Source organism: Streptomyces sp. NPDC001070 (genome assembly GCF_053598835.1).
In genome coordinates this window covers 1-25520 of record NZ_JBSFLB010000002.1, presented here as the reverse complement: position 1 = coordinate 25520, position 25520 = coordinate 1, and the positions used below count along the sequence as shown (strand labels likewise).

27 protein-coding genes are annotated in these 25520 nt (G+C 71.1%); 12 read left to right on the top strand and 15 right to left on the bottom strand.

Going from position 1 to position 25520, the window contains the following annotated elements:
• The first annotated feature begins 105 nt into the window (after window positions 1-105).
• Window positions 106-1359 carry a PTS transporter subunit EIIC gene (locus ACWDAS_RS02335; RefSeq protein ID WP_450386666.1) on the top strand — a complete coding sequence of 418 codons (1254 nt, stop codon included), beginning with the start codon at window positions 106-108 and terminating at the stop codon, window positions 1357-1359.
• 72 nt (window positions 1360-1431) lie between these two features.
• On the opposite strand, the gene ACWDAS_RS02330 is transcribed toward ACWDAS_RS02335, so the two are convergent.
• The 8 genes from ACWDAS_RS02330 to clpS form a co-directional block, all read right to left on the bottom strand.
• Entirely contained in the window at window positions 1432-2184 is a 753-nt protein-coding gene (locus ACWDAS_RS02330; protein ID WP_450386664.1) for an MBL fold metallo-hydrolase, read from the bottom strand.
• Between the two features lie 228 nt (window positions 2185-2412).
• Window positions 2413-3363: a PLP-dependent cysteine synthase family protein gene (locus ACWDAS_RS02325; RefSeq protein WP_450386662.1), complete on the bottom strand. Its 951-nt coding sequence runs from the start codon at window positions 3361-3363 to the stop codon at window positions 2413-2415.
• Complete coding sequence (locus ACWDAS_RS02320) at window positions 3363-3650, bottom strand: MoaD/ThiS family protein (protein ID WP_450386660.1); 288 nt, start codon at window positions 3648-3650, stop codon at window positions 3363-3365. Before ACWDAS_RS02320 ends, ACWDAS_RS02325 begins: the two co-directional genes overlap by 1 nt.
• A 64-nt stretch (window positions 3651-3714) precedes the next feature.
• Complete coding sequence (locus ACWDAS_RS02315) at window positions 3715-3819, bottom strand: putative leader peptide (protein WP_450386658.1); 105 nt, start codon at window positions 3817-3819, stop codon at window positions 3715-3717.
• A 66-nt stretch (window positions 3820-3885) separates the two neighbouring features.
• The gene (locus ACWDAS_RS02310) at window positions 3886-4311 is read right to left on the bottom strand and encodes a Mov34/MPN/PAD-1 family protein (RefSeq protein ID WP_450386657.1); all 426 of its coding nucleotides are present in this window, start codon (window positions 4309-4311) and stop codon (window positions 3886-3888) included.
• Window positions 4312-4425: 114 nt separating this feature from the next.
• Window positions 4426-5862 (bottom strand): amino acid permease, encoded by a 1437-nt coding sequence (locus ACWDAS_RS02305; RefSeq protein WP_450386655.1) that lies wholly within the window; start codon window positions 5860-5862, stop codon window positions 4426-4428.
• A gap of 304 nt (window positions 5863-6166) precedes the next feature.
• A complete protein-coding gene (locus ACWDAS_RS02300) occupies window positions 6167-6733 on the bottom strand; it encodes a DUF2017 domain-containing protein (protein WP_450386654.1) in 567 nt (188 codons plus the stop codon).
• Window positions 6734-6785: 52 nt separating this feature from the next.
• Window positions 6786-7097, bottom strand: a complete 312-nt coding sequence (gene clpS, locus ACWDAS_RS02295; RefSeq protein ID WP_450386652.1) for an ATP-dependent Clp protease adapter ClpS — start codon at window positions 7095-7097, stop codon at window positions 6786-6788.
• An 83-nt stretch (window positions 7098-7180) separates the two neighbouring features.
• On the opposite strand from clpS, the gene ACWDAS_RS02290 reads away from it, so the two are divergent.
• The gene (locus ACWDAS_RS02290; protein WP_450386650.1) at window positions 7181-8515 is read left to right on the top strand and encodes a nicotinate phosphoribosyltransferase; all 1335 of its coding nucleotides are present in this window, start codon (window positions 7181-7183) and stop codon (window positions 8513-8515) included.
• 81 nt (window positions 8516-8596) lie between these two features.
• Window positions 8597-9193 carry a nicotinamidase gene (locus tag ACWDAS_RS02285; RefSeq protein WP_450386648.1) on the top strand — a complete coding sequence of 199 codons (597 nt, stop codon included), beginning with the start codon at window positions 8597-8599 and terminating at the stop codon, window positions 9191-9193.
• Between the two features lie 34 nt (window positions 9194-9227).
• Here the strand turns inward: ACWDAS_RS02285 and ACWDAS_RS02280 are convergent, their stop codons facing one another.
• Window positions 9228-9545: a hypothetical protein gene (locus ACWDAS_RS02280; RefSeq protein ID WP_450386645.1), complete on the bottom strand. Its 318-nt coding sequence runs from the start codon at window positions 9543-9545 to the stop codon at window positions 9228-9230.
• 87 nt (window positions 9546-9632) lie between these two features.
• Complete coding sequence (locus ACWDAS_RS02275) at window positions 9633-11954, bottom strand: immune inhibitor A domain-containing protein (RefSeq protein ID WP_450386643.1); 2322 nt, start codon at window positions 11952-11954, stop codon at window positions 9633-9635.
• Between the two features lie 354 nt (window positions 11955-12308).
• Here ACWDAS_RS02275 and ACWDAS_RS02270 point away from each other — a divergent pair, with 354 nt between their 5' ends.
• Complete coding sequence (locus tag ACWDAS_RS02270) at window positions 12309-12590, top strand: hypothetical protein (RefSeq protein ID WP_450386641.1); 282 nt, start codon at window positions 12309-12311, stop codon at window positions 12588-12590.
• 73 nt (window positions 12591-12663) lie between these two features.
• Here ACWDAS_RS02270 and ACWDAS_RS02265 read toward each other — a convergent pair whose 3' ends face one another.
• The 3 genes from ACWDAS_RS02265 to ACWDAS_RS02255 form a co-directional block, all read right to left on the bottom strand.
• Window positions 12664-13299, bottom strand: a complete 636-nt coding sequence (locus ACWDAS_RS02265; RefSeq protein WP_450386639.1) for an RDD family protein — start codon at window positions 13297-13299, stop codon at window positions 12664-12666.
• Between the two features lie 80 nt (window positions 13300-13379).
• The gene (locus ACWDAS_RS02260) at window positions 13380-14066 is read right to left on the bottom strand and encodes an RDD family protein (protein WP_450386638.1); all 687 of its coding nucleotides are present in this window, start codon (window positions 14064-14066) and stop codon (window positions 13380-13382) included.
• Between the two features lie 56 nt (window positions 14067-14122).
• Window positions 14123-15355, bottom strand: a complete 1233-nt coding sequence (locus ACWDAS_RS02255; RefSeq protein ID WP_450386636.1) for an RDD family protein — start codon at window positions 15353-15355, stop codon at window positions 14123-14125.
• A 464-nt stretch (window positions 15356-15819) separates the two neighbouring features.
• Here ACWDAS_RS02255 and ACWDAS_RS02250 point away from each other — a divergent pair, with 464 nt between their 5' ends.
• Window positions 15820-16305: an SsgA family sporulation/cell division regulator gene (locus ACWDAS_RS02250; protein WP_450386634.1), complete on the top strand. Its 486-nt coding sequence runs from the start codon at window positions 15820-15822 to the stop codon at window positions 16303-16305.
• Window positions 16306-16330: 25 nt separating this feature from the next.
• Here ACWDAS_RS02250 and ACWDAS_RS02245 read toward each other — a convergent pair whose 3' ends face one another.
• Window positions 16331-17698 carry an FAD-binding oxidoreductase gene (locus ACWDAS_RS02245; RefSeq protein ID WP_450386632.1) on the bottom strand — a complete coding sequence of 456 codons (1368 nt, stop codon included), beginning with the start codon at window positions 17696-17698 and terminating at the stop codon, window positions 16331-16333.
• 157 nt (window positions 17699-17855) lie between these two features.
• Complete coding sequence (gene hppD, locus ACWDAS_RS02240; RefSeq protein ID WP_450386630.1) at window positions 17856-19001, bottom strand: 4-hydroxyphenylpyruvate dioxygenase; 1146 nt, start codon at window positions 18999-19001, stop codon at window positions 17856-17858.
• A 133-nt stretch (window positions 19002-19134) separates the two neighbouring features.
• Here hppD and ACWDAS_RS02235 point away from each other — a divergent pair, with 133 nt between their 5' ends.
• The 7 genes from ACWDAS_RS02235 (at window position 19135) to ACWDAS_RS02205 (ending at window position 25384) form a co-directional block, all read left to right on the top strand.
• The gene (locus ACWDAS_RS02235; RefSeq protein WP_450386628.1) at window positions 19135-19611 is read left to right on the top strand and encodes an Lrp/AsnC family transcriptional regulator; all 477 of its coding nucleotides are present in this window, start codon (window positions 19135-19137) and stop codon (window positions 19609-19611) included.
• Window positions 19612-19637: 26 nt separating this feature from the next.
• A complete protein-coding gene (locus ACWDAS_RS02230) occupies window positions 19638-20285 on the top strand; it encodes an ABC transporter permease (RefSeq protein ID WP_450386626.1) in 648 nt (215 codons plus the stop codon).
• Window positions 20278-21519 (top strand): betaine/proline/choline family ABC transporter ATP-binding protein, encoded by a 1242-nt coding sequence (locus ACWDAS_RS02225; RefSeq protein ID WP_450386624.1) that lies wholly within the window; start codon window positions 20278-20280, stop codon window positions 21517-21519. The genes ACWDAS_RS02230 and ACWDAS_RS02225 overlap by 8 nt, the downstream gene beginning before the upstream one ends.
• Window positions 21516-22400 (top strand): ABC transporter permease, encoded by an 885-nt coding sequence (locus ACWDAS_RS02220; RefSeq protein WP_450386622.1) that lies wholly within the window; start codon window positions 21516-21518, stop codon window positions 22398-22400. The genes ACWDAS_RS02225 and ACWDAS_RS02220 overlap by 4 nt, the downstream gene beginning before the upstream one ends.
• Window positions 22400-23371: a glycine betaine ABC transporter substrate-binding protein gene (locus ACWDAS_RS02215; RefSeq protein ID WP_450386620.1), complete on the top strand. Its 972-nt coding sequence runs from the start codon at window positions 22400-22402 to the stop codon at window positions 23369-23371. Before ACWDAS_RS02220 ends, ACWDAS_RS02215 begins: the two co-directional genes overlap by 1 nt.
• Before the next feature lie 76 nt (window positions 23372-23447).
• Window positions 23448-24056, top strand: coding sequence for a helix-turn-helix domain-containing protein (locus ACWDAS_RS02210; protein WP_450386618.1), 609 nt, complete (start codon window positions 23448-23450; stop codon window positions 24054-24056).
• Window positions 24057-24079: 23 nt separating this feature from the next.
• Window positions 24080-25384, top strand: coding sequence for an MFS transporter (locus tag ACWDAS_RS02205; RefSeq protein ID WP_450386616.1), 1305 nt, complete (start codon window positions 24080-24082; stop codon window positions 25382-25384).
• The last annotated feature ends 136 nt before the right edge of the window (window positions 25385-25520 follow it).

Below are 25520 nucleotides of genomic sequence, written 5' to 3'. Positions count from 1 at the left end.
TCGGAGTGTGGTCTAGACCACACGGGGCGAGGCTTTCCTTCACGCGTTGCTTACATGTTAATACTGGTCTACACCACTCGGTGGTTTAGACCAGGAGGACCCCCCATGACTACCGCCACCGCATCGGCGGCCCCCGCAGCGAAGAAGCGGGGCTCCGGCCTTTTCCAGGGCCTGCAGAAGGTCGGCCGCAGCCTTCAGCTGCCGATCGCCGTGCTGCCGGCGGCGGGCATCCTGCTCCGTCTCGGCCAGCCCGATGTGTTCGGCGCGGACGGCCTCGGCTGGGACAAGGTCGCGTCGGTGTTCGCGACCGCCGGCGGCGCCGTGTTCGACAACCTGCCGCTGCTCTTCTGCATCGGTGTCGCGATCGGCTTCGCCAAGAAGGCCGACGGCTCGACGGCGCTCGCGGCGCTGGTCGGTTTCCTGGTCTACAGCAACGTGCTCAAGGCCTTCCCGGTCACCGAGGCCAAGGTCCAGAAGGGCGCGGACATAGCCGCGACCTACAACAACCCGGGTGTGCTCGGCGGCATCATCATGGGTCTGCTGGCCGCAGTGCTCTGGCAGCGCTACCACCGCAAGCGGCTGGTGGACTGGCTCGGCTTCTTCAACGGCCGCCGGCTGGTGCCGATCATCATGGCCTTCGTCGGCACCCTGGTCGGTGTCTTCTTCGGCCTGGTCTGGGAGCCCATCGGCGAGGTCATCAGCAACTTCGGCGAGTGGATGACCGGCCTCGGCTCGGTCGGCGCCGCACTGTTCGGCCTGATCAACCGCGCGCTGATCCCGATCGGCATGCACCAGTTCGTGAACTCGGTGGCCTGGTTCCAGCTGGGCGACTTCACCAACTCCGCGGGCACCGTCGTCCACGGCGACTTGACCCGCTTCTTCGCCGGCGACCCCGGTGCCGGACAGTTCATGACCGGCTTCTTCCCGATCATGATGTTCGGTCTGCCGGCCGCCGCCCTGGCCATCGCCCACACGGCCCGCCCCGAGCGCCGCAAGGCCGTCATGGGCATGATGATCTCGCTCGCGCTGACCTCCTTCGTGACCGGTGTGACCGAGCCGATCGAGTTCTCATTCATGTTCATCGCGCCGCTGCTGTACGCGATCCACGCGGTGCTCACGGCCCTGTCCATGGCCGTGACCTGGGCCTTCGGTGTGCACGCCGGCTTCACCTTCTCGGCCGGCGCCATCGACTACCTGCTGAACTGGAACCTGTCGACCAAGCCGTGGCTGATCATCCCGATCGGCCTGGTCTTCTCGGTGATCTACTACGTGGTCTTCCGCTTCGCGATCACCAAGTTCAATCTCCCCACCCCGGGCCGCGAGCCCGAGGAGGAGAACGAGGACCTCGTGAAGGCCTGATTTCCGGCGCACGACGAAGCCCCCGGAACCGCGACGTTCCGGGGGCTTCGTGCTGCTCGGGGCGGGGCGCGCTCAGATCTCGTAGACCGCCCCGGCCTTCGCCACTTCCACCGGGCCGTCGTAGACCTCGCGGGCGTGTTCGAGGTTGACCCGCGGATCGGTCCACGGCGGGATGTGGGTGAGCACCAGCCGGCCGGCCCCCGCGCGGTCCGCGTACTCGCCGGCCTCGCGGCCGTTGAGGTGCAGTTCGGGGATGTCCTCCTTGCCGTGCGTGAAGGAGGCCTCGCACAGGAAGAGGTCGGTGCCCTCGGTGAGGGTCAGCAGCGCCTCACAGGGACCGGTGTCCCCCGAATAGGTGAGGGCGCGTCCGGCGTGCTCGACTCGGAAGCCGTACGCCTCGACGGGGTGGCTGACGACGTCCGCGGTGATGGTGAAGGGGCCGAGGCGGAAGCTGCCGGGTTCGAGGGTGCGGAAGTCGAAGACCTCGCTCATGCACTTCTCGTCGGGCACGTCCCCGTACGCGCTGGCCAGCCGCCGCTCGGTGCCCTCGGGGCCGTAGACCGGGATGGCGTGGGCCGGACCGCCCTCGTGCCGGTAGTAGCGCGCGACGAAGTACGCGCACATGTCGATGCAGTGGTCGGCGTGCAGATGGCTCAGCAGGATCGCGTCGAGGTCGTAGAGACCGCAGTGGCGCTGCAGCTCGCCGAGGGCGCCATTGCCCATGTCGAGCAGCAGCCGGAAGCCGTCGGCCTCGATGAGGTAGCTCGAGCAGGCCGAGTCCGCGGACGGGAACGACCCCGAGCAGCCGACGACGGTGAGCTTCATGTGCAGAAACCTCCGTGGATTGTTCCGGGGGTCTTGCGTTGGCGCGCCACGACGCCCCGCTCCACAGGGGGAGGGGGGAGGGGCGGGAGCGACCCGCCATGTGTTCTTGAGCGTAAGGCGCACAGCGTGCGCATGCTCCTCTGCGGAGCCCCGTTGTGGGCGGAATCACCAGTACGGCGCCCTCGTCTCCGGAGAGTCCGCCGGGACGGGGCGCCGCGGGGCGCGCGGTCAGGCCCAGAGCTGGCCGTGCAGGGCGGCGACGGCCGCCTCGGTGGACTCGGCGGTGTAGATGCCGGTCGACAGGTACTTCCAGCCGCCGTCGGCGACGACGAACACGATGTCGGCGCGCTCGCCCGCGCGTTCGGCCTTGCGGGCCACGCCGAGGGCGGCGTGCAGGGCGGCTCCGGTGGAGACGCCGGCGAAGATGCCCTCCTGCTGGAGCAGTTCGCGGGTACGGCGGACCGCGTCCTCGGAACCGACGGAGAAGCGGGTGGTGAGCACGGACTCGTCGTAGAGCTCGGGGATGAAGCCCTCGTCGAGGTTGCGCAGTCCGTAGACGAGGTCGTCGTAGCGCGGCTCGGCGGCGACGATCTGCACTCCGGGGACCTTCTCGCGAAGGTAGCGGCCGACGCCCATGAGGGTGCCGGTGGTGCCGAGGCCGGCGACGAAGTGGGTGACGGAGGGCAGGTCGGCGAGGATCTCGGGGCCGGTCGTGGCGTAGTGGGCGCCGGCGTTGTCGGGGTTGCCGTACTGGTAGAGCATCACCCAGTCGGGGTGCTCGGCGGCCAGTTCCTTGGCAACGCGGACGGCGGTGTTGGAGCCGCCCGCGGCCGGGGAGGGGATGATCTCGGCGCCCCACATCGCGAGCAGCTCGCGCCGCTCGGATGAGGTGTTCTCGGGCATGACGCAGACCATGCGGTAGCCCTTGAGCCTGGCGGCCATGGCGAGCGAGATGCCGGTGTTGCCGGAGGTGGGTTCGAGGATGGTGCAGCCGGGCGTGAGCCGTCCGTCGCGCTCGGCCTGCTCGATCATGTGCAGGGCCGGGCGGTCCTTGACCGATCCGGTGGGGTTGCGGTCCTCCAGCTTGGCCCAGACGGAGACTTCGGCGGAGGGGGACAGGCGCGGCAGCCGTACCAGCGGGGTGTTGCCGACGGCTGCCAGCGGGCTGTCGTACCGCATCAGCGCATTCCGCCGGCGACGGCGGGGAGGATCGTCACGCTGTCGCCGTCGGTGAGCTTGGTGGCGATGCCGTCGAGGAAGCGGACGTCCTCGTCGTTGAGGTAGACGTTCACAAAGCGCCGCAGCTCGCCGCCGGCGGTGGTGTCCACGATGCGCTCGCGGATGCCGGTGTGGCGGGTGTCGAGGTCGGCGAAGAGCTCGTCGAGGGTGCTGCCGCTGCCTTCGACGGCCTTGGCGCCGTCGGTGTAGCTGCGGAGGATGGTCGGGATGCGGACCTCGATGGCCATGCGTCGGCTCCTGTGGGTGCGTGAGTACGGCGGGGAAGGCGGGGAGTGCGCGGGCGGGCGGTGCTCAGGCGCACGAACAGGCCGCGCTGGCGAGGCGGCACAGGTCGACGTGCAGCCGCGCGACGAGCAGCGTGCCCGGCGCCTTGTCGCTCACGTCGTGGGAAACCATGGGGTCATCGTATCGATTCCCCCGGGCCCTCAGAGATGGGCGTCCCATGATGCGGACCACGGCGTCTCAGATGTAGGAGTCGACGATCTCGACGGGCTCCTCGGTGACCTCGCCGTCCACGATGCGGAACGAGCGGAACTGGAAGGGTCCGGCGTCGTCGGTGTCGGCGGTGGAGACCAGCACGTAGTGGGCGCCGGGCTCGTTGGCGTAGGAGATGTCGGTGCGCGAGGGGTAGGCCTCGGTGGCGGTGTGGGAGTGGTAGATGACCACCGGCTCCTCGTCGCGGTCGTCGAGTTCCCGGTACAGCTTCAGCAGGTCGCCTGAGTCGAACTCGTAGAACGTGGGCGAGCGGGCCGCGTTGAGCATCGGGATGTGCCGCTCGGGCCGGTCGGTGCCGGCCGGTCCCGCGATCACGCCGCAGGCCTCGTCCGGGTGGTCGGCGCGGGCGTGGGCGACGAGTGCGTCGTGCAGGGCACGGGTGAGGGTCAGCATGGTCGCCAGAATAGGCGGGGTGCGCGCGGTGTCCTCGCAGGGGTGGCGGCGGGAGGCGGGACGGCAGGCGGCCCCCGGCCGATGGTCCGGGGGCCGCCTGGTGAGACGCGCGTCCTATTTCTGGGCGAAGGCCAGCTCGGAGTCGGTTGCCGTGTACCGCTTGGCGATCCGGTAGCCGATGCCGAGCAGGACGGACCAGACGAGCCAGACGTACAGGCCGAGTCGGGTGTCGGCGTCGGTCGCCATGAGGACGACGACGAGGAGCAGGGCCATGATGGCGACCCAGTTGGTGACGGGGGCGCCGGGCATCCGGAAGTCGGCGGCGGGCAGCAGTCCGGCGCGGACCTTGGCGCGGTAGCGCAGATGGGCGGCGAGGATCATGATCCAGGTCCACAGGCCGGCGCAGGTGGCGACCGAGGTGATGTAGAGGAACGCCTTGCCGGGGGAGACGACGTTGACGATCACGCCGATGCCCATGAAGAGGGTGGACATGATCAGCGCGGGGAGCGGGAGCCGGCGGCCGCTGAGCTTCTCCATGGTCCTGGGCGCCTCGCCGTTGGCGGCCAGGCCGCGCAGCATGCGGCCGGTGGAGTAGATGCCGGAGTTGCAGGAGGACAGGGCCGCGGTGAGGACCACGAAGTTCATGATCCCTGCGGCGCCGGGGATGCCGACCTGGGCGAAGACCTGGACGAAGGGGCTGACGCCGGGGGTGTACTTGGTCCAGGAGAAGACCGACAGCAGGACGATGAGCGCGCCGACGTAGAAGATGCCGATGCGGACCGGGAGGGTGTTGATCGCCTTGCGCAGGGTCTGCTTGGGGTTCTCGGCCTCGCCGGCGGTGATGCCGACCAGCTCGACGCCGAGGTAGGCGAAGATCACGCCCTGCATGGCGAGCATGGCCTGCCAGGCGCCGTTGGGGGCGAAGCCGCCGTCGGCCCACAGGTGGGCGACCGAGGCGGTGTCGCCGGCGGCGGAGAAGCCGAAGGTCAGGACGCCGACACCGATGACGATCATGGCGATGATCGCGGTGACCTTGATCGTGGAGAACCAGAACTCCAGCTCGCCGAAGAGCTTGACCGAGACGAGGTTGGCGACGAAGAGCACCACGAGCGCCACGGCGGCGGTGGACCAGACCGGGATCGCGGGCCACCAGAAGTTGATGTACGCGCCGGCGGCGGTGACCTCGGACATGCAGGCGGTGACCCACAGGGCCCAGTACGACCAGCCGGTGGCGAAGCCCGCGAACGGCCCGAAGAACTCGCGGGCGTAGTCGGCGAAGCTGCCGGAGGTGGGGCGGTAGGTGAGGAGCTCTCCGAGGGCCCGCATGATGAAGAAGATCACGACACCGGCGGCGGCGTAACACGCGATCAGACTGGGCCCGATGTTGGCGATGCCCGTGCTGGACCCGTAGAACAGGCCGGTGCCGATGGCACCGCCGATGGCGATCATCTGGACCTGGCGGGCGCCGAGTCCGCGCTTGTAGCCCTCTTCCGGCGCGGTCCCCGTGGCGCCGCCGCCGGACTCGTACTGCTCGACCTGCGTCGAGGTCATGGTTGCTGTGCCTTTCTCCATGCCCGTCCGGCCGTGACGGCCCGGATCGGGTTCCGATCCCCCCGGATGGTGGAGGTGCACGCCGGGGTCGGCCGGCCACGCGACCGACCGCGACAGGGGTGGTGTCACGGCCGGTGGTCGAGGATTCGTATCACGGGGCGCGCCTCGGGCACGCAGCGCAAATGTGGCACACCCCATAGGAAGAAGCGGACAAAAGGTGCGCCGAATGGGAATGCGGCTGGACGTGGTGACGTGATCGTTATCCGGAATTGAGCGTCCTCTGAGCGAACGGGACGCCCCCGGATCACGCCATGAGGGTCTCCACGAGGCTCTCCTGGAGCGACCCGAGCCAGAGGTAGGCCATGACGAGCGGCTTGCGCGGATCGGAGTCCGGCAGGCGGTACAGCTCGTTGTCCTCGTCCTCGGTGATCTCCAGCCGGGTCCCTATGGTCAGCCGCAGGTCGTTGAGGGCGCCGAGCCACTGGCGCGCCTGCTCCGCGTCGAGGGTCAGCACCGCTCCCCCGTCGCCGCCGGGGGTCAGCGCGTCGAGGCTGTGGACGACCGCGAGGGCGTCGTCGCGCTTGCGGGCGCGCAGGTCGTTCTCGGTGTAGCGGCGGAACTCGGAGGAGTCCGCCTCCTCCTCGTACGCGTCCGGGAAGAGCCGGGCGAGCGCCGGGTCCCGCGGGGGCTCGGTGGGGCCCTCCGCGAAGAGCTCGGCGAGCGGGTCGGCCGGTTCGGCCCCGCCGCCGGCGCCCCCGGGGCCGATCAGCTCCAGGAGCTGCACGGCCAGGCTGCGCAGGATGGAGATCTCGACCTCGTCGAGCGCGACGGCCGCGCCGCCGCCTGCGGCGGTCTCGAAGTACCCGGGCATGTCAGTATCAGCCGTCCCTCAGGGGCTCAGTGGTCTCGGTGGTCTCGCGGCCTCAGCGGTCCTGCGTCAGAGTGGCCCACAGTCCGTAGCCGTGCATCGCCTGCACGTCGCGCTCCATCTCCTCGCGCGAGCCACTGGACACCACGGCCCGGCCCTTGTGGTGCACGTCGAGCATGAGCTTGGTGGCCTTGTCCTTCGGGTAGCCGAAGTATGCCTGGAAGACATAGGTCACATAGCTCATCAGATTGACCGGGTCGTTGTGGACGACAGTCACCCAGGGAACGTCCGGGGACGGCACCTCGAAGGGGGCCTCGCTCGACTCGGTCCGTTCGATCTCTGCGGGGGCGACACTCACGAGACCCATGCTGTCACCAGACCCTGCCCACAGTGAAACCGGCCCTCCGAGAAATCGTCACTCTGACGAGATTTGGGGGTAGCATCCTCGGCATGAGCACTGCAGACCTGGGGCTGCCCGTCGCCGTCCCGTCCACCGCGCTGTTCACCGACCGGTACGAGCTGACCATGCTGCAGGCGGCGCTGCGCAGCGGAGCCGCCCACCGGCGTTCGGTTTTCGAGGTGTTCACCCGGCGACTGCCCGAGGGGCGCCGCTACGGGGTGGTGGGCGGTACCGGGCGGGTGCTGGACGCCGTGGAGAACTTCCGCTTCGACGACCGCATCCTCGGTTTCCTCGAACGCGAGCGGGTCGTGGACGGGCCCACCCTGGAATGGCTGGCCGGCTACCGCTTCCGCGGCGACGTCCTCGGCTACCCCGAGGGTGAGGTGTACTTCCCCGGCTCGCCGATCCTGCGGGTCGAGGGCACCTTCGCCGAGGCGGTGCTGCTGGAGACGGTCGTGCTGTCGATCCTCAACCACGACTCGGCGATCGCGGCGGCCGCCTCCCGGATGGCCGTGGCCGCCGCCGGCCGCCCGCTGATGGAGATGGGGGCCCGCCGCACCCACGAGCTGGCGGCGGTGGCGGCCTCCCGCGCCGCCTACGTCGGCGGCTTCGCCTCCTCCAGCAACCTCGCCGCCGGGTTCCGCTACGGCCTGCCGACCATCGGCACCAGCGCGCACGCTTTCACCCTGCTCCACGACAGCGAGCGGGACGCCTTCACCGCCCAGGTGGAGTCGCTCGGCGGGGGCACCACCTTGCTGGTCGACACCTTCGACGTGGCCGCGGCCGTCCGGGCCGCCGTGGAGATCGCCGGGACCGAGCTCGGGGCGGTGCGCATCGACTCCGGGGACCTGCTGCTGCTCGCGCACCGGGTGCGGCAGCAGCTGGACGACCTCGGGGCGCAGAAGACCAGGATCGTGGTGACCTCGGACCTGGACGAGTACGCGATCGCCTCGCTGGCCGCGGCGCCGGTGGACGCGTACGGGGTCGGCACCTCGCTGGTGACCGGCAGCGGGCAGCCGACCTGCTCGATGGTCTACAAACTGGTCGCCCGCGCGGCCTCCGACGACCCGGACGCGCCCGTGGTGCCGGTCGCCAAGAAGTCGATGGGCGGCAAGACCAGCATCGGCGGACGCAAGTGGGCGGCCCGGCGGCTGGACGCGGACGGGGTCGCCGAGGCCGAGGTGATCGGCACGGGACCGGTGCCGGGGCCGCTGGCCGACCGGCAGTTGCTCGTGCCGCTGGTGCTGGGCGGCGAGACCGTGACCCGCGAGCCCCTGGAGGCGGCCCGTACCCGGCACATCGAGGCGCGCGCCGGCCTGCCGCTGTCCGCGACCCAGCTGTCGCGCGGGGAACCGGTGCTGCCCACGGAGTACATCACGCACTGATCCGCCCGGCCGCGCCTGGCCGTCGCGGGGCGCGGCTCACTACAGTCGACAAACGACAGCCATCGGAAGGAAGCGACCGCCATGCACCGCGCACTGATCGTCGTGGACGTGCAGAACGACTTCTGCGAGGGCGGCAGCCTGCCGGTCGCCGGGGGCTCCGAGGTCGCCGCCGCCATCACCGACCTCATCGGGGACGCCACGGCCGGCTACCGGCACGTCGTGGCCACCCGCGACCACCACATCTCCCCCGGCGGACACTTCGCCGAGCACCCCGACTACGTCCGCACCTGGCCGGTGCACTGCGTCGCCGGCACCGAGGGCGTGGGCTTCCACCCCAACTTCGCGCCGGCGGTCGCCTCGGGCGCGGTGGAGGCGGTCTTCGACAAGGGCGCGTACGCGGGCGCGTACAGCGGCTTCGAGGGCGCCGACGAGAACGGCATCGGACTGGCCCAGTGGCTGCGCGACCGCGGAGTGGCGGAGGTCGACGTCGTCGGCATCGCCACCGACCACTGCGTACGGGCCACCGCGCTCGACGCCGTGCGGGAGGGCTTCCGCACCCGGGTGCTGCTGGACCTGACGGCGGGGGTCATGGCGGAGACGACCGAGCGGGCCCTGGAGGAGCTGCGCACGGCCGGCGCCGAGCTGTCCGGCAAGCCGGTGGTCCGCGGTCAGGAGTAGGGCCGGTCCGGCAGGACGCCTCCTCCGCGCAGCCCTACCGGCGGGCCGTCGGGCCCAGCAGTGCCGCGATGGACTGCCAGGCGGCGGCCGGAGCGGAGGGGATGCGGCGCCAGACGAGGCCGTCGGGGTGGTGGAGGACGGCGTTGATCTCGTCGGACGTGGGCGGCTCCATGTTGCCGACGAGGCGGACGGTGCGGAAGCCCAGGTTGCGCAGGCGGGTCAGCGCACGCTGGCGGTTGACCGCGACGACGAGGACCCTTATGTACTCGTCCGGGGCCCCACCGGGCGAGGGTAACCGGAGGGCGACGACCACGTCGCCGCTCGGAAGCCTCGTGAAACCGCCGCTGGCCATAAGCACATGATCGGCAGATCGGCCCCCGTCCACCAGGGGACGGGGGCCGATCAGGTCACTTCGAGCGGTGTGTGATCATCGCCGTGGTCACTTCTTGGACGGGCCGACCTTCACCGTGATGGTGCTGCCGTCCTTGGCCGCGCTCGTGATCGTGATGCTCGTGTTGGTGGGGGACACCTTCACGCCGCCGGTCGGGTTCGAGGAGTACCAGTACGTGTGCTTGTCGTCGAAGACCGAGTTCCCGGCCTTGCCCGGGATCTTGGTGGCGACACCGTTCTTGTGCAGGGTGATGCCGTCGGTGCGGTACTTCGAGAACGTGGAGTCGTACGCCTGCACGCGGTTGCGCATGAGCGTGCCGTCCTTCCACAGCAGCGGCTTGGCGTGGGCGTCGATCGGCAGGATCCGGCCGGAGCCCGGGTGGGCGCTGACGTTGTTGTCGTTCATCGACGTGTCCCACAGCCAGACCAGCAGGCCGTTCTGGTACGCGTAGTGCTCGACCCAGTTCTCCTTGGTGGTGGCCCAGCCGAAGTTGTAGGGGCCGACCTTCAGGGTCTTGTCGTACGAGACGTACTGCCGGTTCTCCGCGATGTAGTACTGCGCGTACTGCTCGGAGAACGTGGAGCCCTTGATGGAGAAGCCAGCCGCGGTCCAGCCGTTGTCACCGTTCTCTGCGCCGTCGCTGACCAGGGTCGCGCCGTCGGCGGTCAGGGTGATCGCGTCGGCCAGGAAGCCCTTCTGGGCCACGCCGCCGTCGCTCTGGTAACGGAAGCGCAGCTTGACCGACTTGCCCGCGTAGGCGTCCAGCGGGAGCACCATGTCCTGGTACGAGGCCGCGGTGCCGGTCAGGGCCGGCTTGCCGGACGCGTCGCGCGGGAGCGGGGCGCCGCCGATGGTGCCGTCGAGAGCGGTCCAGGTGGCGCCGCCGTCGGTGGACACCTCGGTGTAGAGGTAGTCGTAGTTCTCCTCGATGTCGTACCAGCCCTTGAGGGACAGGCTCGCCGAGGTCTTGCCGGTGAGGTCGACGTCGCGGGTGAGGGTGTTGCTCAGGTTGTCACCGCTGCCGCTCCACCACTGCCTGGTGCCCTCGGCCGGGGTCGCCAGCTCGGTGACCACGGTCTTCTTGGGGAGCGTGACGACCAGACCCTGCTTCCTCCTGGTGTTGTACTCCGCGACCCCAAGGGTGGTGGTCGACTTCTTGCCGGCCTTGGCGGTGGCGTAGTTCAGCCAGCCCAGCTGCAGCTTGTCCCAGGCCGTCATGTCGCCGGGCAGGTCGCCGATGGCGTCCTTGCCGGTGCCCAGCCAGGAACCGGACGACATCAGCGTCCAGAAGCCGGTGGAGTTCTCGGCGGTGTTGGTGGTGTCGTAGTGGTCCGGGAGACCGAGGTCGTGGCCGAACTCGTGGGCGAAGACGCCGAGGCCGCCGTTCTCGGGCTGGACGGTGTAGTCGCCGACCCAGACACCGGTGTCGCCGATCTGCGTGCCGCCGAGCAGGTTGCCGGCCGGACCGGTCGCGCCCGCGTCGGTGCCGAAGGCGTACCAGCGGTGGGCCCAGATCGCGTCCTCGCCCTGAGCGCCGCCGCCGGCGGACTCGTCCTCACCGGCGTGCACGATCTGGAAGTGGTCGATGTAGCCGTCGGGCTCGTTGAAGTTGCCGTCGCCGTCGTAGTCGTAGCGGTCCCACTGGTCGTACTGGGCCAGCTTCGCCTTGATCTGGGCGGCGGAGTCACCGGCGGCCTTGCGGGCGTCGACCCACTTGTTCACCGCGTCGGCGACCAGGTTCCAGGTGCAGGTGTCGCACTTGTTGCTGCCGTACCGGGCCTCGTTCCAGTCGACCTTGACCCAGTCGGCGACCTCGCCGGCGACCGAGTAGCGGCCGGAGGACTGCTTCTCGTAGTACTTCGCCATGGACTCGCGGTCCTTGGTGTGGGAGAAGTACAGGTCCTGGAAGTGCTGGCGGTTGTAGTCCGCCTGCCACGCCGTGCTGTTGTCCTCGCGGCGGTCGGGCTTGGCTATCTGGTTGTGCGCGGGACCGGTCGTGCCGCCGTACTGGGGGTCGACCTGGTTCCCGAACTCGGCGAGGATCACGAAGATCTTGTCGGTCTTCTCGCGCGCGAGCTCGACGTACTTGTTCTTTCCGAGCCTCACCACGTTCGAGGCGCCGCGGTCCTCGACCTTGGACTTGCCGGATATGACCTGCTCGATCGCCTGCTGGCGCTGGGCGGCCTGACGCTCGCTCAGCGGGCCCTTCAGATCGTGCTCGACGCGCTCCGCCTTGGCCGGGTCCTGGCGCACGACGCGACCGGCCTGAGAGTCGGCCTGGGCTGCCGCGACGGGGAAGGCGGTGGCGCCCATTGCGGCGATCGCCACGGCCAGAGCGGCGGATCTGATGGTCCGTCGTTGGCTTATCACGATGTATTGACCTCCCTAGGGTGAAGCCATTGCACCGGAGTGACGCGTGAAAAGACAGATCTTGACTTGACCATGACCGACAAGTACGGTGAGCGACCGGCCCGTTGCGGATAGCGGACACTTCGGGCGACACAAGGCCCTTCCGCCGCAGTCCCGTTGGCCGGGAGATCGCGATGATGCGACCCCGTGCGCCCCCCGTGCTTCCGTACCGTGGGTTAGGTCACGCTTACCGGCTGTTCCGCCCGGGCATCTCGCAACGTAGAGTCGGTGGTTGGCGTGCCACGTCTGAACCACCCGGAAAACCGCCCTGGCCGACGCTTCGCCACAATCGACCTATACGAGGACGGATCAGCCATGCCACGTCCCACCCCCGCCCAGTTGTCCTACGGTTCCGCGACCGTGGTGCTCTCCACCCTCGCGATGCTGCTGCTCTCGGAGGCGCGATCGGGCATCGCGGTGGCGGTCATCGCCGCCGCGGGACTGGTGCTCGGCGTCCTGGTCGCCGTGACGGCGACGATCCCGGCCGGCGCCCGCCGCGCGAGGGGCGAACTCCCCGCCGCGCACCAGCCGGTCCCCCGGCCCCGCGTCCGCGGCACCGCCGAGCCCCGGCTCGGCGAGCACTCGCTGCGGCGCTGAGCCCGTCCGCCCCGGAGTACACCGACGGCCCCGGAGCGGATGCTCCGGGGCCGTCGTGTTCAGGACGTGCGCGTCAGACCTTGACCACGACCGTCTTGGCGGCCTTGTCGTGCCAGCACTGGCGGTAGGGCTTGTCCCACAGGTGCGACAGCACGTTGAGCAGCGAGAGAATGAAGCCCACGCAGGGTACGACGCCGATGAAGGAGTACACCGCGGCACGGCCCCAGGCGGCACTCCCGGGCGGGCTGCCGTCGGCCAGCTTCGCGACGCGGATCTTCATGACCTTCTTGCCCACCGTCTGGCCGGTGGACTGAAGCATCAGCGCCTCGTAGAGGAACGCACCGACGCCGATGACCAGTTCGATCCCCAGGAGCGGGCCCGTGTCCGTTAGCGAGGTGCCCGTCGCCACCAACAGGACGATGAACGCGACGATGAAGATGCCCAGGTCGATCAGCCGGGCGAGGAAGCGCTGGCCGCTGTCGGCCAGCGGCGGCATGCCCGCCAGGGCCGGGTCCACTGGCATCTGGCCGTAACCGGCCGGCTGCTGGGGATAGGCGTAGGGCGACTGCTGCTGCGGGAACGGCTGCTGGTCGTAAGGGTTCTGGCCCTGGGGGTGCGGCTGCTGCCCGTACGGGTTCTCCCCGTACGGATTCTGGCCCCCCGAGCCGCCCTGCGGATAACCGTAGCCGGGCGGTTGATTCGAACTCATGGAGTGAGTAAATCAGCCGGGCATGACGGCGCATAGACGCGGATGGTCACGGCCCTGCGACGATCACCGCGCGGACCGCCTCAGTCCACCGACACCACCACGGTTTGCCCTGCTTTGTCGTGCAGGCACTGGCGGTACGGCTTGTCCCAGGTACACCAGAGCACCTCGACGACCCAGAAGACCTCACCGCAGCACGGGATGATCGGCACCAGTGAGTAGACCGACTCCCGCTTCAGCGCCGCCGGGGTCGTCGGGTTGGTGCCGTCGGCGAGCATGCCGACCCGCACCTTGAGCAGCTTTTTGCCGAGGCTCTGCCCGTACCGGGTGAGCATGAACACCTGGTAGGCCAGGTAGATCACGGCGTAGATGACGCCCTGGGAGAACAGCGCGCCGGTGGCGTTGTAGTCGTAGTTCCAGATCAGCCCGGTGATGCCGTAGACCGGGATGCCGATGATCAGGGCGTCGACGATACGCGCGGCCAGCCTGCGCCCCCGGTTCGCCAGCGGGGGCATCCCTGCCAGGGGGTCGGGCTCGGGCGCGCCGTACGGGCTGCCCGCGTACGGGCCGCCGCCGTAGCCCGCAGGGGGCGGCTGGTCGTAGGGCGAGCCGCCGCCCGGCGGGGGCTGGTAGGGCGGCGGCTGGTACGGCGGCTGCCCGGGCGGGGGCTGCTGTCCGGGCGGCGGCTGCTGTCCGGGCGGGGGCTGCGTGGGCTCGGACGGCTCCCGGGGCGGCTTGGCGAACGGGTCCTCGGGCTGATCGCTGCTCATGCCCCGAGTGAAACCCGGACGATACGGCCGCGCCTGCGGCGGGGGCCGTTCGGGTGTCAGCTGTCGCCGGCCACGAAGGTGCGCGCCGCCTTGTCGTGCCAGCACTGCCGCCACGGCCTGTCGAAGAGGCACCAGGCCAGCCCGAGGAACCCGATCACCAGCGCGTCCAGCACCGTGTGGGTGAGCCAGCGGCGCAGCGCCTGCCCGAAGCCCGGCTCGTACTGGCTCTCGATGTCCAGCACGCGCAGGCCCAGCAGCTTCTTGCCCAGGGTGCGGCCCCACTTGGCCGTGGGCAGCACCTCGTACAGCAGTCCGGTGACGAGCACGACGGCGGCGATGATGCCGAGTTGCACGCCCGTGGTGCCGTCGATCAGCCAGACCGTCACCTCCTCGCCGGTCAGCCGCGCCGCGGCCACCTTGTCGCGGAGGTGCTCGTAGGCCGCCGTCCCCAGCGGCACCGCAGCGGCCGCCAAGACCGCGCCCACCACCACGGAGTCGATCAGCCGGGCCGCCAACCGCTTCGCCGTCGACGCGGGCCGCGCCTGCTCTCGGGCGGAGGCGAAGGGGTCGTTCGGCACCGGCCGCCACGGCGCGGGGGCCGCCGCGTCCCCGCCCTGCGCCGGGACCTGGCGGGCCAGGTCGTGCACCTGCTGCGCCCACGGAACGGGGGCGGGCTGCTGCCCGGGAACGGCGCTCTCGGTGGGGGCGGACGCGACGGCCCGGCCCTGGGCGGGAGCGGGGTCAGGGGCGGCGGTCTGCATCGGGGCGGGCGCGGGGGCGGATGCCGCGGTCTGCGCCGGCGCGGGGGCCGGGGCGGGCGCGGCGGTCCGCTCCGCACGCTCGGGGATCCCCCACGACACCCGGGGCGAGGGATCCTGCCGGGCCGGGTCGGCGGCCCAGGACCGCTCCGGCCGGGACTCCGGCCGGGGCTGGGCCACGGGCCCCGCCTGCGGCCCGGTGATGGTCTCGGGTCCGCGTTCCGCCCTCGGGGCCCGCGGGTCCTCGTCCAGGAACATCGGCCCGGACTCCTCCAACGCGGGGATCCGCGGCGTCACGGGCGTCACCGGCGCCTGGGGTGCCTCCGGCACGGGCGGCGGCGCCAGCGCGGGCCCGGCGGCGGCCACGGCCGCACCGGACGGCGGCGCGAGGTCCTCCCCGGACTGCGGCGCGGGCCGGCTCGTGCCGGGGACCCACGAGGACCCGTTCCAGTAGCGGATGTAGCCCGGGATGGACGGGTCCGGGTAGTACCCGGGACCGGGCAGACTCCCGCCGCTGCTACCGGAGGTCATCCGTGACAACTCCCCTCACGACCGACACGCTCGACCAGCCCGCCGTCTCCGGCGTGCAAGGAGGACACTAACGAAGAACGCGGGGGGCGGACGAAAGAAACGATCCATGGGCGAGGATCGGCATTACGGGGCAAATCCCGGCGACCGAACCGATACGCTTCCGAACTGACACCGCTTCGGACGGACGGGGACGTGCGCGCCGCGGAGCCGTGGGCGGGGCGGGGCGGGGCGGAGAAGGGGAGGGCCGTCGCAGGGCCGGACGCAACCCCGGGCGGGGGCGGACGGCGACGTTCCGTGTGTACCGCATCCATCTCGTGAGTGCCGGGCCTTCGGGGAAAGTCCTCCCGATCGCCGGAACCCGCGTAATGGTGAAGACCGTATGCGCTCTCTCCCGGTGCGGGCCCCGCGCAGCACCCGCCGCGCAGCACCGCCAGGGGCCTTCGCGCCGAGGAAAGGACGACGAGATGCAGACCGTGGTGGAACGGGAACTGGAGATGCACCTGGTGCTGTCGCCCGAGCGCAGCATCGGCGTCCCTGCCAGGCTGGCCTACCGCTCCGGGGACCCCTTCGCCGTGCACATCACCTTCCACATCGGTTCGAACTCCCCCGTCAACTGGACCTTCGCCCGGGAGTTGCTGGTCGAGGGGGTGTTCCGGCCGAGCGGGCACGGCGACGTGCGGATCTGGCCCACCAAGAACGACGGACGGAGCGTGATCTGCATGGCGCTCAGCTCGCCGGACGGGACCGCGCTGCTGGAGGCGTCCTCCCACCCGGTGTCGGCATGGCTGGAGCGCACGCTGCGGGCCGTGCCGCCGGGGACGGAGCACGACCACTTGGCGATGGACGAGCGGCTGGACGAACTGCTGGCACCGGCCGCCGGCGAGACCGCGCGCGACGAGCGCCGCACGCGCGACCCCTGGCACGGGTCCGACGAGTCGCCGGACAACTGAGGCGCCGCCCCGGCGGCCCGGGAGCTCAGAACATCTTGCCCGGGTTGAGGATCCCGAGCGGGTCGAAGACGGCCTTGACGCCGCGCTGCATCTCCACACCCACCGGGCCGAGTTCGCGGGCCAGCCACTCCTTCTTCAGGACTCCGACGCCGTGTTCGCCGGTGATCGTGCCGCCCAGTTCCAGGCCGAGCGCCATGATCTCGTCGAACGACTCGCGGGCCCGCGCGGACTCCTCCGGATCGGCGGCGTCGAAGCACACCACGGGGTGGGTGTTGCCGTCCCCGGCGTGCGCGCACACCCCGATCGTCAGGTCGTGCTTTCGGGCGATGGCCGCGACCCCGTCGAGCATCGCGGCGAGCCGGCCGCGCGGCACGCACACGTCGTCGATCATCGTGGCCGTGGAGACCCGCTCCAGCGCGGGCAGCGCCATCCGCCTTGCCTGCAGCAGCATTTCGGACTCCGCCGCGTCCTCGGCGGGCACCACCTGCGTCGCCCCGGCGGCGGTGCACAGCTCCCCCACCGCGGCCAGGTCGGCGGCCGGCGCGTGGGTGTCGAAGGCGGCCAGCAGCAGCGCCTCGGTCGACTCGGGCAGCCCCATGCTGGTCATGTCGTTGACGGCGCGCACGGTCGTGCCGTCCATCAGCTCCAGCAGCGAGGGCACATGACCGCCGGCCATGATGTCGCAGACCGCCGCGCATGCCGCCTCGGCGGAGGGGAACTCGGCCACCAGCGCCAGCTGGGCGGGCGGGGCGGGCTTGAGCGCCAGAACGGCCCGCACGACGATGCCGAGACTGCCCTCGGAACCGACGAACAGCCGGGTCAGGTCGTAACCGGCGACGCCTTTGGCGGTGCGCCGCCCGGTGCGCATCAGCCGCCCGTCGGCGAGGACGACCTCCAGGCCGAGCACGTACTCGGCGGTGACGCCGTACTTCACACAGCACAGGCCGCCGGAGCCGGTGCCGATGTTGCCGCCGATGGTGCACTGCTCCCAGCTGGAGGGATCCGGCGGGTAGTACAGGCCCTTCTCGGCGACGGCCCGGGAGAGCACGGCGTTGACGACGCCCGGCTCGACGACGGCGACGCGGTCGACGGGGTCGATCTCCAGGATGCGGTCCATCTTGGTGAGGGAGAGCACGATGCAGCCGTCGGAGGCGTTGGCCGCGCCGGACAGGCCGGTGCGGGCCCCCTGCGGCACGACCGGCACCCGCAGCGCGGTGGCGGTCCGCATGACGTGCTGGACCTGCTCCACGGTGCGCGGCAGGACGACGACCGCCGGCGCCCCGGCGGGGCAGAAGCTGGCCATGTCGTTGGCGTACGAGGCCGTGACATCGGGATCGGCGAGGATCGCCTCGTCGGGGAGTCCGCCGCGCAGCCGCTCGATGAGATCGCCCATGCGTCCAGCTTCGCACCGCGCCGCCGCCCGGGGAAGATCACGTCACCACGCGCCTCGCGGGAACTTCCGGTGCGTCTTCTCCTGGCGGGCCGGCGCCGGTCCACGCCCCTCCCCCGTGGAGGCATGGTCCGGCGCCGGAGTCTGCGGCGGTGGGCGATCAGAGGTTGCCGCGACGCTCCTGCTCGCGCTCGATCGCTTCGAACAGGGCCTTGAAGTTGCCCTTGCCGAAGCCCATCGAACCGTGCCGCTCGATCATTTCGAAGAAGACGGTCGGGCGATCCTGGACGGGCTTGGTGAAGATCTGCAGCAGGTAGCCGTCTTCGTCCCGGTCTGCCAGGATCTTCAACTCCCGCAGCGTGTCGATCGGTACGCGGGTGTCGCCGACCCACTCGCCCAGGGTGTCGTAGTAGGAGTCGGGGGTGTCAAGGAACTCGACACCCGCCGCGCGCATGGCGCGGACGGAGGCGACGATGTCGTTGGTCGCGAGGGCGATGTGCTGGACGCCCGGACCGCCGTAGAACTCCAGGTACTCGTCGATCTGGGACTTCTTCTTGGCGATCGCGGGCTCGTTGATGGGGAACTTGACCTTCAGCGTGCCGTCCGCGACGACCTTGGACATCAGCGCCGAGTACTCGGTGGCGATGTCGTCGCCGACGAACTCCTTCATGTTGGTGAAGCCCATGACGCGGTTGTAGAAGGCCACCCAGTCGTTCATCTTCCCGAGCTCGACATTGCCGACGCAGTGGTCGACGGCCTGGAAGAAGCGCTTGGCCGGCGGCTCCACCATGGGGTCCGCGGCGACGTAGCCGGGCAGGTAGGGGCCCTTGTAGGCGCCGCGCTCGACCAGGGTGTGGCGGGTCTGGCCGTAGGTGGCGATGGCGGCCAGGACGACGGTGCCGTACTCGTCGCCGACCTCGTGGGGCTCCTCCAGGCCGGTCGCGCCGTGCGCGACGGCGTAGTCGTACGCGGCGCGGACGTCGGGGACCTCCAGGGCCAGGTCCACGACGCCGTCGCCGTGGGCGGCGACGTGCTCCTCGAGGAGGCGGCCGTGGTCGGTGGCGGCCTTGACGACGGAGGTGAAGACGAAGCGGGCGCTCCCGGACTCCAGGACGTAGGACGCGGTCTCGCGGCTGCCGTTCTCCGGTCCGGAGTAGGCCACGCGCTTCATGCCGAACGCGGTCGAGTAGTAGTGGGCGGCCTGCTTGGCGTTGCCCACCGCGAAGACGACCGCGTCCATTCCCTTGACCGGGAACGGGTCCGCGTCGCCGGCGGTGGGGGAAGTGTGATCCAGGGTCTCAGTCATGGCAGCAGCCTCGCCCCGCTCCTCAAGGTGCGCAATAGTTTCCCGAACGACTGAACAACCTGTACAGCGCATTGCCCAAAAGGGACGGCATTCTGTGCACGGTGACCACTGTCACAGGAGGGATCGGGGTGCCATGGGTATCGACCGGCTGGACGGACGGCTGATCAAGCTGCTGGCCGAGGAGCCGCGGATCGGCGTGCTGGAGGCATCGCGCCGCCTGGGAGTGGCGCGCGGGACCGTCCAGGCACGTCTGGACCGGCTTCAGGCCAATGGGGTGATCCGCGGGTTCGGGCCGCAGGTGGATCCGGCCGCGCTGGGCTACCCCGTGACGGCGTTCGCGACGCTGGAGATCAAGCAGGGGCAAGGGCCGGACGTCAGGGCGCATTTGGCGACCGTCCCGGAGGTGCTGGAGCTGCACACCACGACGGGGCAAGGGGACATGCTGTGCCGGCTGGTGGCCCGTTCGAACGCCGATCTCCAACGTGTGATCGACCGGGTTGTGGGCTTTGATGGCATCGTGCGGGCCTCCACGGCGATCGTCATGGAGAATCCCGTCCCGCTGCGGATCATCCCGCTGGTCGAGCAGGCGGCGCAGGACGCGGACACTTAGGCGAGGGACGGCAGGGGTGATGCCGGATGAGCTTCTGGGAGTACCTCGCCAGCCGTCACGAGCAGCTGCTGATCGACGCGTACCAGCAGGCCAGCCTGGTCTTCCAGTGCATGGTGCCGGCGACCGCGATCGGGGTGGCGATCGGGGTGCTCTCCTACCGTCGCGACTGGGCCGCGGGCCTGGCCGTCACCTCCACCGCGACGATCCTCACCATCCCCTCGCTGGCCCTGATCGGCCTGCTCATCCCCTGGCTGGGGCTCGGTGTCCCGCCGACGGTGACGGCGCTGACGCTGTACGGGCTGCTGCCGGTGGTCCGCAACGCGATCGTGGGACTGCGCGGGGTCGACCCGGCGCTGGTCGACGCGGCCCGCGGCATCGGCATGTCGCGGACGGCGGCGCTCGCCCGCGTGGAGCTGCCGCTGGCGTGGCCGCCGATCCTGACCGGCATCCGGGTGGCCACGCAGATGCTGATGGGCATCGCGGCCATCGCGGCGTACGCCTCGGGGCCCGGCCTCGGCAACGAGATCTTCCGTGGGATCGCCTCCCTGGGCGGCGCCAACGCGCTCAACCAGGTGCTGGCCGGGACGGTCGGCATCGTCGTCCTGGCGCTGCTCTTCGACGCCTGCTACGTGCTGCTCGGGCGGCTCACCGTTCCCCGGGGGATCCGTGGGTGAGGCGTCGGGCGCGACCATCGAGCTGGAGCAGCTGACCAAGCGCTACCCGGGCAGCGCGGAGCCGGCGGTGGACGGCGTGAGCATGGAGATCGGGGCCGGGGAGACGGTGATCTTCGTCGGGCCGTCCGGGTGCGGGAAGTCCACCACCCTGAAGATGATCAACCGGCTGATCGAACCGACCTCGGGCCGCATCCGCATCGGCGGTGAGGACGTCACCCACATGGACCCGGTGAGGCTGCGCCGCAAGATCGGGTACGCGATCCAGTCCTCCGGGCTGTTCCCGCACATGACGGTGGCCGAGAACATCGGGCTCGTCCCCCGGATGGTGGGCTGGTCCAGGGCACGGGTCCGGGACCGCGTCGAGGAGATGCTGGACCTGGTCGGGCTGGACCCGCGGGAGTTCCGGGGCCGCTATCCGCGGCAGCTGTCGGGCGGCCAGCAGCAGCGGGTCGGCGTGGCGCGGGCGCTGGCGGCCGATCCGCCGGTGCTGCTGATGGACGAGCCCTTCGGGGCCGTCGACCCGATCACCCGTGACCACCTCCAGGACGAACTGATCAGGCTGCAGCACGAACTGCACAAGACGATCGTCTTCGTCACCCATGACTTCGACGAGGCGATCAAGCTCGGGGACCGCATCGCGGTGCTGCGGGAGCGTTCGCACATCGCCCAGTTCGACACCCCCGAGGCGATCCTGACCAATCCGGCCGACGACTTCGTCTCCGGCTTCGTCGGCGCCGGGGCCGCCCTGAAGCGGCTCAACCTGACCCGGGTACGCGACGTGGGCGTCGCCGACTTCCCGACGGTCGGCGTGGACGACCCGCTCCAGTCGATCTTCGAGCGGCTGCGCGGGGCGACCACGACCAACGAACTGCTGCTGCTCGACCGCAAGGGCCGCCCGTACAAGTGGCTGCGGCGCGGCGACCTGATGCGGGCCAAGGGCTCGCTCGCGCGCGCCGGGACGCTGGTGGGCGACACCGTGACCCGGGACGCGACCCTGCGGGACGCCCTGGAGGCGGTGCTCACCGACAGCAGCGGGCGGGTCGCGGTGACCGGCCGGCGCGGGGAGTTCACCGGGGTGGTGGACATGGAGACGCTGCTCAACTCCGTCCACGAACTGCTGGAGGAGGACCGGCTCGCGGCCCTGGAGCACCGTCACGAACTGGAGGAGCTGCGCGCCCCGCAGACCCGGGCGGAGCAGGAGGTCTCCGACCACGAGCCGGGGACGCGGGCGTGACGCCCCCGGCCTGCGGCCCGCCGGGGGAACCGGGCGGCCCCGCGACGGCCCCGGGGACCGGGCCCTCCCCGGCCGGCCCGCAGGGACCCGGGGCCGGGCAGGGCCCGGGCGAGGAGCCGGCCGCGCCTCCCGCCGGACCGCCGCGGCGGCGGCTCACCTGGCGGAAGCTGGTGGTCACACCCGCCGTACTCGCCCTCGTCCTGCTGGCCACGTATCTGTGGATCACCGGCATCACCCTCGACTCCATCGCCGAGAACGCCCTGGTCGGCGACACCGTCCGGGTGCGGCTGTGGCAGCACGTCCGGCTGACCGCGGTCTCCACCTTCTGGGTGCTGGTCATCGCCGTCCCGCTGGGCATCGCGCTGACCCGGCGGCGGCTGCGCCCCGCCGCGCCGGTGGTGACGGCGATCGCCAACATCGGGCAGGCGACGCCCGCCATCGGGATGCTGGCGCTGCTGGTCATCCCGCTGGGCATCGGGGCGCGGACCGCGCTGATCGGCATGGTGCTCTACGCGGTGCTGCCGGTGCTGTCCAACACCATGGCGGGGCTGCGGGCCATCGACCCCACCCTCGTCGAGGCCTCGCGGGGCATCGGGATGTCGGCGGCCGGGACGCTGTCGCGGATCGAACTGCCGCTGGCCGTACCGCTGATCCTGGCGGGCGTGCGGACCGCGCTGGTGCTCAACGTGGGCACCGCCACGCTCGCCACCTTCGTCGGGGGCGGCGGGCTGGGCGACATCATCACCACCGGGATCGTCACCCAGCGCATGCCGGTGCTGGTGCTGGGCTCGGTGCTCACCGTGGTGCTGGCGCTGCTGGTGGACTGGCTGGCGTCGCTGGCCGAGCTGCTGCTGCGGCCGCACGGCCTGGAGGCGGGCTGATGCGCCGCCGGGCCCTGGCCGCGGGTCTCCTGCTGCTGTTGGCCTGCGCCCCGGGCTGCGGGCTCAAGAGCGGCAGCCCGCTCGTCGACGACGTACGCCCCGGTTCGCTGGGGCGGGGCCGCCCGCTGAAGGGCGCCTCGCTCACGGTGACGTCCAAGAGCTTCAGCGAGCAGATCATCCTGGGCTCGATGATCGGCCTGATCTTCAGGGCGGCCGGCGCCGAGGTGCTGGACCGCACGAACATCCAGGGCTCCATCGGGGCCCGGGAGGCGATCAAGTCCGGTGCCGCGGACGCCATGTACGAGTACACGGGCACCGCCTGGATCACCTACCTCGGCCACGACCGGCCCATCACCGACCCGACGGAGCAGTGGCGGGCGGTCCGCGGCGCCGACCTGCGCAACGGCGTCACCTGGCTGTCGCCGTCCACCCTCGACAACACCTACGCGCTCGCCATCAGCCCGGAGAAGAACCGCCCTTACGGGCTGCGGACGCTGTCGGACGTGGCCGCTCTGTCGAGGAAGGACCCCTCGGCCGTCACCCTCTGCGTCGAGAACGAGTTCGCCTCGCGGGACGACGGCCTGCCCGGGATGGAGAAGGCGTACGGCATGGACCTGCCCGCCTCCGGCATCCGCAAGATGGACACCGGGATCATCTACACCCAGATCGCCAAGCCGGGTTCCTGCCTGCTCGGCGAGGTCTACACGACCGACGGCCGGATCGCCTCCCTCGGTCTGCAGGTCATGGCGGACGACAGGCACTTCTTCCCGAACTACGACGCCGCTCCGGTCGTCAACAGCGGGGCCCTGAAACGCTGGCCGGCCATCCGCGGCCTGCTCGACCCGCTGTCGGCGAAGCTGACCACCGACGTGGGCCGGGAGCTCAACGCCAAAGTCGACGTGGCGGGCGAGGACCCGCACGAGGTCGCCAAGGAGTGGCTGGTGAAGGAGGGCTTCATCAAGGCGGGCTGAGCCCGGCGCGGCAGTGCGAGGAGAGAGTTGCAAAGAAAGCATTGCAAAGGAGTCTTTGCAAGCTTACGGTGGCCCCATGCCGCACGATCCCACCGCCGGCGCCCCCGACCCCGGCGTCGTCAGCCTCGACCCGCGCACCCTGCGCGGCCTCGCGCACCCGCTGCGCATCCGGCTGCTCGCCGCGCTGCGCGAGTACGGGCCCGCCACCGCCTCGGGCCTGGCGGCCCGGCTCGGCGAGTCCAGCGGCGCCACCAGCTACCACCTGCGGCAGCTGGCGGCGTACGGCTTCACCGAGGAGGACCCGGGCCGCGGCACCGCACGCGAGCGCTGGTGGAAGGCCGCACACCGCGGCACCCAGTTCGACGCCGGCGGCTTCCTGGGCCACGCCGATCCCGAAGTGCGCGCCGCGATCGGCCTGTTCGGCCGGGAGGTCGCCGCGCTCCACGTCGCGGAGCTGGAGACCTGGCTCACCACCGTCGGCGACTGGTCCGAGGAGTGGCGCGACAGCTTCGACCTCAGCGACTTCGCCCTGCGGCTCACGCCCGGGCGGGCCCGTGCCCTGCGGGAGGAACTCCACGCCGTACTGGAGAGCTACCGCGCCCCGGACCCCGGGGAGCCGGAGGGCGGCGAGGACGCGGCACTCGTCCGCGTCCATCTGCACGCCTTTCCGCGCGCCGCGGACTGACCGAACCGACCGCGGGGGGACGCATGAACACCGGAACCGGCATATCCGACGGTGCCGCGCGGACCGCGGGGCCGCCCGAAGGGGAGCCCGACCGGCGGCCGCTGCGCCTGGTCCTGGCCGCCAACGTCGTGTCGATCAGCGGCAATTCGCTCACCGTGCTCGCCGTCCCCTGGTTCGTGCTGCAGACCACCGGCAGCGCCGCCCGCGCGGGCCTGGCGGCCTTCTGCGCCGCGCTGCCGCTCGTGGTCTCGGCGCTCGCCGGCGGACCGGTCATCGACCGCGTCGGACGGCGCAGGTCCTCGGTGCTCTCGGACGTGGTGTGCGCGGTGGCGGTGGCGGCGATCCCGCTGCTCCACTTCGCGGGCGTGCTGCGCTTCTGGCAGCTGTGCGCGCTGATGGCCGTCAGCGGGCTCTTCCACGCCCCCGGGGAGACCGCGCGCGAAGTGCTGCTGCCGGTGCTGGCCGAGCGGGCCGGGACACCGCTGGGGCGCGCCGCGGGCTACTTCGACGGCGCCTCGCGCGGGGCCCGGATGCTCGGCGCCTCGCTCGGCGGGGTGCTCATCGCCGTCCTCGGGGCGGAGGCGGTGCTGCTGGTGGACGCCGCGACCTTCGGCGTCTCCGCCCTGCTGATCGCCTTCGGCGTGCGTGGCCTGGCGGGCGCGGAACCGGTCAGGAACGCGGCGCCGGTCTCCCTGCGCACGTACCGGGCCGAGCTGCGCGAGGGCTACGCCTTCCTGGTCCGGCACCGCCTGCTGCTCGCCATCACCTTGATGGTCATGGTCACCAACGGCCTGGACGCTGCCTGGGGCTCGGTGCTGCTGCCCGTGCACGCCGAGCGGGAACTCGGCGGCTCCGTCCAGCTCGGCCTGCTGTCCGGCCTCTTCGGGGCGGGCGCCCTCGCCGGCGCGCTGCTGTACGGCGCGGTCGGCCACCGCCTGCCGCGATGGCCGGTCTACACGGTGTGCTTCCTGCTGTGCGGGGCGCCCCGCTTCGTGGTCGCCGCGTGGGTGCCCGGATGGGGCGCCCTGGCGGTGACCATGCTGGCCGGCGGCATCGCGGCGGGGGCGCTCAACCCGATCCTGTCGACGGTGACCTTCGAATGCGTCCCGGACGAACTGCGCAGCCGCGCCCTGGGCACCCTGGGCGCCGGGGTGCTGCTCACCACGCCGATGGGCGGTCTCGCCGCGGGCTACCTGGTGGACGGCATGGGGCTGTCGACCGCGCTCCTCCTGACGGGCGGGGCGTACTTCCTGGCGACGCTGTGCCCGCTGGTCTTCCCCTCGTGGCGGCGGATGGACGCGGAACGGGGGGTCCCGGCGCCCGGCTGAGGCGTCACGGGGCAGGCGGGGACGTGGCGGCAGGCTCTAGCTGTATTGATCACGAACGTTGTTGACACTGGCCCGGGCTTGATCATGGCGAAGACCTCCGGTGTGGTGGAGCTGTCTAGGACTGCACCACACGGAG

Excerpts from the sequence above, each read along its gene's own strand:
- ACWDAS_RS02335 (WP_450386666.1), top strand. The coding sequence starts at position 106 with ATGACTACCGCCACCGCATCGGCGGCCCCCGCAGCGAAGAAGCGGGGC.
- ACWDAS_RS02330 (WP_450386664.1), bottom strand. The coding sequence starts at position 2,184 with ATGAAGCTCACCGTCGTCGGCTGCTCGGGGTCGTTCCCGTCCGCGGAC.
- ACWDAS_RS02325 (WP_450386662.1), bottom strand. The coding sequence starts at position 3,363 with ATGCGGTACGACAGCCCGCTGGCAGCCGTCGGCAACACCCCGCTGGTA.
- ACWDAS_RS02320 (WP_450386660.1), bottom strand. The coding sequence starts at position 3,650 with ATGGCCATCGAGGTCCGCATCCCGACCATCCTCCGCAGCTACACCGAC.
- ACWDAS_RS02315 (WP_450386658.1), bottom strand. The coding sequence starts at position 3,819 with ATGGTTTCCCACGACGTGAGCGACAAGGCGCCGGGCACGCTGCTCGTC.
- ACWDAS_RS02310 (WP_450386657.1), bottom strand. The coding sequence starts at position 4,311 with ATGCTGACCCTCACCCGTGCCCTGCACGACGCACTCGTCGCCCACGCC.
- ACWDAS_RS02305 (WP_450386655.1), bottom strand. The coding sequence starts at position 5,862 with ATGACCTCGACGCAGGTCGAGCAGTACGAGTCCGGCGGCGGCGCCACG.
- ACWDAS_RS02300 (WP_450386654.1), bottom strand. The coding sequence starts at position 6,733 with ATGCCCGGGTACTTCGAGACCGCCGCAGGCGGCGGCGCGGCCGTCGCG.
- clpS (WP_450386652.1), bottom strand. The coding sequence starts at position 7,097 with ATGGGTCTCGTGAGTGTCGCCCCCGCAGAGATCGAACGGACCGAGTCG.
- ACWDAS_RS02290 (WP_450386650.1), top strand. The coding sequence starts at position 7,181 with ATGAGCACTGCAGACCTGGGGCTGCCCGTCGCCGTCCCGTCCACCGCG.
- ACWDAS_RS02285 (WP_450386648.1), top strand. The coding sequence starts at position 8,597 with ATGCACCGCGCACTGATCGTCGTGGACGTGCAGAACGACTTCTGCGAG.
- ACWDAS_RS02280 (WP_450386645.1), bottom strand. The coding sequence starts at position 9,545 with ATGGCCAGCGGCGGTTTCACGAGGCTTCCGAGCGGCGACGTGGTCGTC.
- ACWDAS_RS02270 (WP_450386641.1), top strand. The coding sequence starts at position 12,309 with ATGCCACGTCCCACCCCCGCCCAGTTGTCCTACGGTTCCGCGACCGTG.
- ACWDAS_RS02265 (WP_450386639.1), bottom strand. The coding sequence starts at position 13,299 with ATGAGTTCGAATCAACCGCCCGGCTACGGTTATCCGCAGGGCGGCTCG.
- ACWDAS_RS02260 (WP_450386638.1), bottom strand. The coding sequence starts at position 14,066 with ATGAGCAGCGATCAGCCCGAGGACCCGTTCGCCAAGCCGCCCCGGGAG.
- ACWDAS_RS02255 (WP_450386636.1), bottom strand. The coding sequence starts at position 15,355 with ATGACCTCCGGTAGCAGCGGCGGGAGTCTGCCCGGTCCCGGGTACTAC.
- ACWDAS_RS02250 (WP_450386634.1), top strand. The coding sequence starts at position 15,820 with ATGCAGACCGTGGTGGAACGGGAACTGGAGATGCACCTGGTGCTGTCG.
- ACWDAS_RS02245 (WP_450386632.1), bottom strand. The coding sequence starts at position 17,698 with ATGGGCGATCTCATCGAGCGGCTGCGCGGCGGACTCCCCGACGAGGCG.
- hppD (WP_450386630.1), bottom strand. The coding sequence starts at position 19,001 with ATGACTGAGACCCTGGATCACACTTCCCCCACCGCCGGCGACGCGGAC.
- ACWDAS_RS02235 (WP_450386628.1), top strand. The coding sequence starts at position 19,135 with ATGGGTATCGACCGGCTGGACGGACGGCTGATCAAGCTGCTGGCCGAG.
- ACWDAS_RS02230 (WP_450386626.1), top strand. The coding sequence starts at position 19,638 with ATGAGCTTCTGGGAGTACCTCGCCAGCCGTCACGAGCAGCTGCTGATC.
- ACWDAS_RS02215 (WP_450386620.1), top strand. The coding sequence starts at position 22,400 with ATGCGCCGCCGGGCCCTGGCCGCGGGTCTCCTGCTGCTGTTGGCCTGC.
- ACWDAS_RS02210 (WP_450386618.1), top strand. The coding sequence starts at position 23,448 with ATGCCGCACGATCCCACCGCCGGCGCCCCCGACCCCGGCGTCGTCAGC.
- ACWDAS_RS02205 (WP_450386616.1), top strand. The coding sequence starts at position 24,080 with ATGAACACCGGAACCGGCATATCCGACGGTGCCGCGCGGACCGCGGGG.